Source organism: Flavobacterium sp., from assembly GCF_036741995.1.
Classification (GTDB): domain Bacteria; phylum Bacteroidota; class Bacteroidia; order Flavobacteriales; family Flavobacteriaceae; genus Flavobacterium.
Genome location: NZ_DAINRG010000077.1, coordinates 1 through 6,378 on the forward strand (window position 1 = coordinate 1; position 6,378 = coordinate 6,378).

Sequence of the window (6,378 nt, forward strand, 5' to 3'; positions counted from 1 at the left end):
TTTGTATTTGAATCCAACATCGAGTAATGTAGGAACATTTAATATCCGCTATCATAATGGAACCACTACGGCATGGACAACCCTTGAGCATGTTACTTTGCCTTATCAATTAGGCAATTTAACTTGTGGCACGACTTACGAATGGCAAGCGCAACTGATATGTCCTAATACAGTAGCCGGAACAACTCTAACCGTGAGTCCATGGTCAACAGGCGGAACGTTTACGACTTTGGCTTGTCCGCCGCCGCCAACTTGTAATGCTCCGACAGAATTAACAACCAGTACTATCAATCAGACTAGTGCCGTATTGCATTGGAGTGCCGTTAACGGAGCTATTTCTTATATCGTTTACTATAAAAAGGCTAATATCCCTTTTGTAACTTCTACTGCAGTTACGGCTGCAACCAATATGATTACCATTAATGGTTTAGAAGGAGCTACGGCTTATGTTTGGCAAGTAAGGGCTATTTGTTCCAATGGTACTTCTACAACAGTTGGAAGCAGTGCACTTTCAACTGCTGCTGTGTTTTTAACTCCGGGATTGATTATTTATCCAAACCCTTCCAATCAATTAATTAACGTGAGATATTGGGTAGAGAATGCAGAGACAACACAGGTTGAATTGCGAAATAATTATGGGCAATTGGTATTTTCGTCTCATGAAGCGAATGCAAAGGGAACTAATGAGTTTACCATTGACAGTAGCGGTCTTAGTGATGGCTTGTATTTCCTAACATTGCGATCCAGCTCAAGCAATGTCACTTCGAAAGTGCTCGTTAAACATTAAAACAAAAACAACAATAAAAAAACCGAAGTACTATATAAGGCTTCGGTTTTTTTTATAAAGTTAGGTTTAATAATTATGCTAAAAACGCTTTTAGTTCTTCATACGTTTTAATCTTAGTGCTTACTTTCTCCTTGTGTAATACACTTTCAATCTGTGTCGGAATTGGAAGTTTTATACCTAATAGCGGCTCAACGGTATCTAGGAATTTAATTGGATGTGCCGTTTCTAAGAACACACCAATACTATCCGGTTGCTTTTGCATTTCTTTTTTTAGTCCCAAATACCCCACGGCACCGTGAGGCTCGGCGATGTATTTGGTTTTGGTGTAAACCTCTTTGATAGTCGCTTCAGTTTCAGCATCGGTAAAACTATAGGAAGAAAAATCTTTTCTGAATTCACTTAAATCGTATTGATACAATTCCTGAATGCGAATAAAATTACTAGGATTCCCCACATCCATAGCATTGGAAATTGTAGCTATCGATGGTTTTGGATCGTAATTTCCTTTTTCTAAAAAGCGCGGCACCGTGTCATTAACATTGGTAGAAGCAACAAAATGAGCGATAGGCAAGCCTAATCGTTTGGCCATAATTCCGGCACAGATATTCCCAAAGTTCCCACTAGGGCAGGACAGTATTAATGGCTTGTGGTGTTTTTTTAATTGTTGGTAAGCAAAGAAAATATAAAACATTTGAGGCAACCAACGGGCAATATTAATGGAGTTGGCCGAGGTCAGGTTCTTGTGTTTCAGACTGTCGTCCAAAAAGGCTTTCTTAACCATATCCTGACAGTCGTCAAAGACACCGTCTACTTCTAAGGCTTTTATATTTTGTCCCAGCGTAGTCAGCTGACGTTCTTGTATATCACTAACTTTACCTGAAGGATATAGTATTATGACTTCAACGCCTTTTACGCCCAAGAATCCGCTAGCTACAGCACCACCGGTATCGCCTGAAGTCGCTACTAAAACGGTTACTTTTTTGTCATCATTGCGATTGAAATAACCTAGGCATCTCGACATGAATCGGGCACCCACATCTTTGAAAGCCATGGTAGGCCCGTGAAAAAGTTCCAAAGAAAACACATTGTCTTCTACCGGAACACAAGGAAAGTCAAAGCATAGCGTTTCGGCTATGATGCGTTTGAGTTCTGCTTCCGGAATTTCATCGCCTACGAATTGCTTGATGGCTTCATAAGCAATTTCTTCGTGCGAAAGGTTTTCAATAGTGTCAAAGAAAGAGTGGGGAAGAGGCGTGATGCTTTCAGGGAAATACAACCCTCTGTCGGGCGCTAATCCCAACACCACAGCTTCCTGAAAACTTACTTTTGGTGAATTATTATTTAAACTAAAGTATTTCATTTTTAAGTACTTCTTTATATGGTTTTTACTCCTTCATCATTGACTTTCGAAAGATGAATGTCAAAAGGAATTCCGGTTTCTAAATAGGCATTACTCATTGCAAAAGCTACTTTTTCGGCTGAAGTTTGTCCTTTGCACAAAGCGAATATGGACGGGCCAGCACCAGAAATCCCAGCGCCTAAAGCTCCGGCATCTAAAGCAGAATTTTTGGTATTCTCAAATCCCGGAATTAACTTTTTGCGCATCGGTTCGATAATCACATCTTGTAACGAACGACCAATGAGCTCATAGTCTTTGGTATATAAACCGGCAATTAATCCACCCAAATTCCCCCATTGGGTAATGGCGGCTTTAAGGGTGACATTTGGCGAAAGCACCGCCCGGGAATCAGACGTTTTTACTTCAATATGCGGATGCAGTACTACGGCATAGATTTCACTCGGACTCTCAATTTTAATTACATCCAAAGGATTGTAACCGCGCACTAAAGTAAATCCGCCTAAAATACAAGGCGCTACATTGTCGGCATGTTCAGACCCGCTGGCCAAAGCTTCGCCTTTCATGGCAAAATCAACCAGTTGGTGTTTGGTAAATGGTCTTCCCATTAATTCATTAATACCAAAAACCGCTCCGGCGGCACTGGCAGAAGAACTACCGATACCGCTTCCGGCTTTTATCTTTTTGTGAATTTCGATTTCAAAGCCAGAGTCAGGATTGGCTGCATTGACAAGAGCTAAGGCGGCAACACCGGCTACGTTTTTTTCGGTCTCGAAAGGTAAATCAGCTCCGGTGATTTGGGTTATTCTAACGCCTTTTCCGGGTACTTTTCTAAATACCATTTCGTCGCCAATACCTTCCAGGCAAACGCCCATCACGTCAAATCCACAATTGAGATTGGCGATAGTGGCAGGGCAGAATATTTTGATTTCGTTCATTTTTTAAGGTTCTGAGGTTCTGAGTGGCTATGGTACTGAGGTTTTCTTAGCGCCTCAGTGCCTTAGTATCTTAGTACCTTAATTAAACATTTCCAATTCGAATTACATCGGCAAAGATTCCTGAGGCTGTAACGGCGGCACCGGCACCGGCACCTTTGATTAATAAAGGCTGATCGATGTATCTGTCGGTGTAAAATTGCACGATATTGTCTTTTCCTTCCAAATTGTAAAACGGACTGTCTGACGGAATGAATTGCAATCCGACGCTGGCTTTTCCGTTTTCGAAGGAAGCTACGAATTTCAATCGGCTGTCTTTGGCTTTAGCTTCTGCTAGTAACTTGTCGAAATGTCCCGCATGTTTAGTTAACGACTTGAAGAAGTCTTCGTTGTTGGTCGTTTCCATGCACTCTTTCGGAAGGAAGGAATTGTTGACAATGTCTTCCATTTCCATTTCATAACCGCTTTCGCGAATCAGGATTAGTATCTTACGAGCTACGTCAACTCCACTTAAATCAATTTTCGGGTCAGGTTCTGTAAAGCCCTGAACACCTGCTTCTTTTACGACATCGTGGAAATTATAAGTTTCACTGAAATTATTAAAAATAAAGTTCAAACTTCCGGACAAAACGGCGTTAATTCGATTGACTTTATCGCCCGAAGCAATTAAGTGTTTCAGTGTGTCAATGATGGGCAATCCGGCTCCCACATTCGTTTCAAACAGGAATGGAGCATTGTATTTACGGGAAAGGTTTTTCAGGTTTTTATAATTGTCGTATTCAGACGAACAGGCAATTTTGTTGCAGGTTACTACCGCCACGTTTTGCGACAGAAATTGGTCGTAAATATTGGCAACATCATAGTTCGCCGTGATATCCACAAAGATGCTGTTGCGTAAGTTGAGGTCGATGACTTTTTTGATAAAGCTATTTACATTGGCGGTTTCGCCTTGATCTATTTTGGCTTTCCAATCATTTAGACTTATGCCATCTTCGTCAAAAACCATTTTGCGCGAATTAGCCATGGCAATGACACGCAGGTTGATTTTGAGATGTTCTTTCAGGAATTTCTTTTGCTGATGGATTTGGTCAATGAATTTTTCGCCCACATTCCCAACGCCCATTACGAACAAATTCAGCTGTTTGGTATTGTCTTCAAAGAAGCGTTCGTGCAGTGTATTCAGCGCTTTTTTGACATCTTTTTCGTTAATCACCACTGAGATGTTTCTTTCAGACGCCCCTTGTGCAATCGCACGTATGTTCACGTTATTCTTTCCTAAAGTGCTGAACATTTTGCCACTAATTCCTTGATGGTTTTTCATGCTTTCGCCAACTAATGCTACGATACACAAGTCTTTTTCGACTATACAGGGATCAACTCTGTTTTGCGCAATTTCTATTTCGAAGGTTTTATCGATAGCGGCTTTGGCTTTTTCGGCATCAGCATTTAGGATACCAATACAAATAGAGTGCTCTGAAGAAGCTTGCGTGATGAATATCACATTGATATTTTCCTGCGAAAGCACTTCAAATAAACGTTTAGAAGAACCGGCTACACCAATCATTCCAGAGCCTTCCAAGGTTAGCAGCGCAATATTGTCAATATGGGATATTCCTTTGATGGGGTTGCTTCCGGCATTAGGATTGTGTGAAATTAAAGTTCCGTAAGCTTCCGGTTCAAACGTATTTTTAATAAAAATCGGAATACTGTCTTTCAACACCGGTTGTATCGTTGGCGGATACAGTACTTTGGCGCCAAAATGCGACAACTCCATAGCTTCCTGATAGGAAATGGTTGCTATCGGCTGGGCTTGCTTTACAATCCTTGGATTGGCAGTAAACATACCATTCACATCCGTCCAGATTTCTAATACGGAGGCGTTAACGGCTGCAGCAATAATGGCAGCAGTATAATCAGAACCGCCGCGGCCAAGCGTGGTTGTGTTACCATCAAGCGAAGAGGCAATGAATCCGGGAAATAAAACGACTTGATTGGTATTGCTTTTGAAATAATCGGCAATCAATTTATTGGTGATATCAAAGTCTACGCTGGCTTTTCCAAAATTGGAATTGGTTTTAATCACCTCGCGGCTGTCTTTGAAAACGGAGCTGCTTACTTTTTGTTTTAAGGCAACGGCTATAATTTGAGACGATAACAATTCGCCAAAACCGGCTACTATATCAGCGGTTCGGTTGGATAATTCGCCCAAGAGATAGCAACCGTCCAACAAGGTTTTTAAAAGGTTGATGTCGCCGTTTATAGTGTTAATGATGTCGCTTTGCTCACTTAGCGGAATCAGTTCGTCAATGGCTTCTTTGTGTTTTTGGTCTATCTGACTGATGATTTCTTTGTAGTTTTTGTCTTTTGCTGCTGCGGTTTTTCCGGCTAGAATCAGCAAATCGGTTACGCCACTGAAGGCAGAAACGACTACCGCCAGTTTATCTTCTTTGCTTTTATTGGTAACGATTGCAATGGTTTTCGAAATATTGGTCGCATTGGCTACCGAAGTACCGCCAAATTTTAATACTATCATTCTTTTATTTTTTAGGGAACTATAAGGTCATTATTTTTGTGTCTTTCGTCATGGAAAGCGCCTGAAGAGGATTATATGTAATGATTATACCCCAAACGGGGTTGTAGTTGTTGATGTCGTAGTAACAGCAGTCACAACCAAAGTGTTGGTTGGAGTAGTGGTCGCATATGTTAAAAAATTACGCATCATGGTTTCCAAATTTATAACTTTTTGAGAATTAAAAAAGGAATTCGTTGATTTTTAAGAATATCGCAATTTTAAGAACAACATCATTGGATTTTATGGGTATCTTTAGCAGATGTCGTTTTTTATTATCGATTTGACAATAAAATAGTAGGCAATTTTATTGCTTTTTACCAATTGTTTACGGAATTTTGGACCTTTAAACCCAGCCAAAAATGGAGCATTCGCATTACATCAGTACGGAAGTATTGACTTTAGAGACGTTACAGGAAATCATTTCACAACATAAAACCCTTTCGCTTTCGGAAGAAGCCCAACTAAACATTCAAAAATGCCGAGAGTATTTGGATAAAAAAATGGCTTCGAATGAGGCGCCAATTTACGGAATCAACACTGGTTTCGGTTCGTTGTGTAATGTAAAAATCTCTAATGAGAATCTCTCACAATTACAATCCAACTTAGTAAAATCGCATGCTTGTGGTACCGGAGAGGAAGTTCCGGCTGCCATTGTGAAGATAATGCTGTTGCTTAAAATTCAATCGTTGAGCTACGGCCATTCGGGAGTACAATTGCAAACGGTGGA

Annotated in this window: 5 protein-coding genes; 2 read left to right on the forward strand and 3 right to left on the reverse strand. The window is 40.6% G+C overall.

What is annotated here, in order from left to right; translation table 11 throughout:
- The coding region (locus tag V7D82_RS13120) for a T9SS type A sorting domain-containing protein (protein ID WP_333601409.1) at positions 1–787 on the forward strand (787 nt) is incomplete at its 5' end.
- Between the two features lie 73 nt (positions 788–860).
- Here V7D82_RS13120 and thrC read toward each other — a convergent pair.
- The 3 genes from thrC to thrA form a co-directional block, all read right to left on the reverse strand.
- A complete protein-coding gene (gene thrC, locus V7D82_RS13125) occupies positions 861–2,147 on the reverse strand; it encodes a threonine synthase (RefSeq protein ID WP_333601410.1) in 1,287 nt (428 codons plus the stop codon).
- A 14-nt stretch (positions 2,148–2,161) separates the two neighbouring features.
- Positions 2,162–3,082 carry a homoserine kinase gene (locus V7D82_RS13130; protein WP_333601411.1) on the reverse strand — a complete coding sequence of 307 codons (921 nt, stop codon included), beginning with the start codon at positions 3,080–3,082 and terminating at the stop codon, positions 2,162–2,164.
- 82 nt (positions 3,083–3,164) lie between these two features.
- Positions 3,165–5,612 carry a bifunctional aspartate kinase/homoserine dehydrogenase I gene (gene thrA, locus V7D82_RS13135; RefSeq protein WP_333601412.1) on the reverse strand — a complete coding sequence of 816 codons (2,448 nt, stop codon included), beginning with the start codon at positions 5,610–5,612 and terminating at the stop codon, positions 3,165–3,167.
- Between the two features lie 398 nt (positions 5,613–6,010).
- Here thrA and V7D82_RS13140 point away from each other — a divergent pair.
- Positions 6,011–6,378, forward strand: a 368-nt coding sequence (locus tag V7D82_RS13140) for an aromatic amino acid lyase (protein WP_333601413.1), incomplete at its 3' end; no start/stop codon positions are given.

Excerpts from the sequence above, each read along its gene's own strand:
- thrC (WP_333601410.1), bottom strand. The coding sequence starts at position 2,147 with ATGAAATACTTTAGTTTAAATAATAATTCACCAAAAGTAAGTTTTCAG.
- thrA (WP_333601412.1), bottom strand. The coding sequence starts at position 5,612 with ATGATAGTATTAAAATTTGGCGGTACTTCGGTAGCCAATGCGACCAAT.
- V7D82_RS13130 (WP_333601411.1), bottom strand. The coding sequence starts at position 3,082 with ATGAACGAAATCAAAATATTCTGCCCTGCCACTATCGCCAATCTCAAT.